1 protein-coding gene and 1 pseudogene are annotated in these 535 nt (G+C 48.2%); both read left to right on the top strand.

The features are described 5' to 3' along the window. Positions 1 to 123 (top strand): annotated as a pseudogene (locus R8N47_RS27955) (oligopeptide ABC transporter ATP-binding protein OppF); the annotation flags it as partial. 9 nt (positions 124 to 132) lie between these two features. After that, positions 133 to 535: aminopeptidase P family N-terminal domain-containing protein (locus R8N47_RS27950; protein ID WP_318186453.1), on the top strand; the 403-nt coding region annotated here is incomplete at its 3' end.

Genomic DNA, 535 nt, shown 5'->3' with positions numbered 1-535 from the left:
AACCCACCAAGCGGTTGTGTTTTTAGAACCCGATGCCCAGAAGCTACGGAACTATGTGGGCAGCAAAGCCCAGTCAAAACAGGCACTGAGCAACATCATATTTACTGTTCAAACATGATTTAGGACGTTTTCATGAATACAACAAACTCGGTTAACCAACGCCTTTCATCGCTACGCGACGCAATGGCAAATTACAAGGTTTCGGCCTACATCGTCACAAACAATGATCCCCACAATAGTGAGTATTCCGCTGACCATTGGGCTGGACGCACGTGGATTTCTGGCTTTACTGGCTCGGCTGGTACTGTCGTCATAACTCAACAAGGCGGTGGATTATGGACAGATGGTCGCTACTACATTCAAGCAGAAGAACAATTGCATGGAACAGGGTTAGACCTTTTCAAAGCGCGTCAGCTGGAAACCCCCACCATTCCTAAATGGCTTGCGAATACCCTCGACGAAAACAGCGCGATTGCCGTGGATGGGCGCTCGATCAGCTACGCATTTTACCAAGAACTTAAACCAGCGCTTGAAC

The organism is Vibrio sp. 2132-1 (assembly GCF_033344315.1).
Note: the sequence above shows the minus strand (reverse complement) of the source record. Positions and strands in the feature narration are given on the sequence as shown.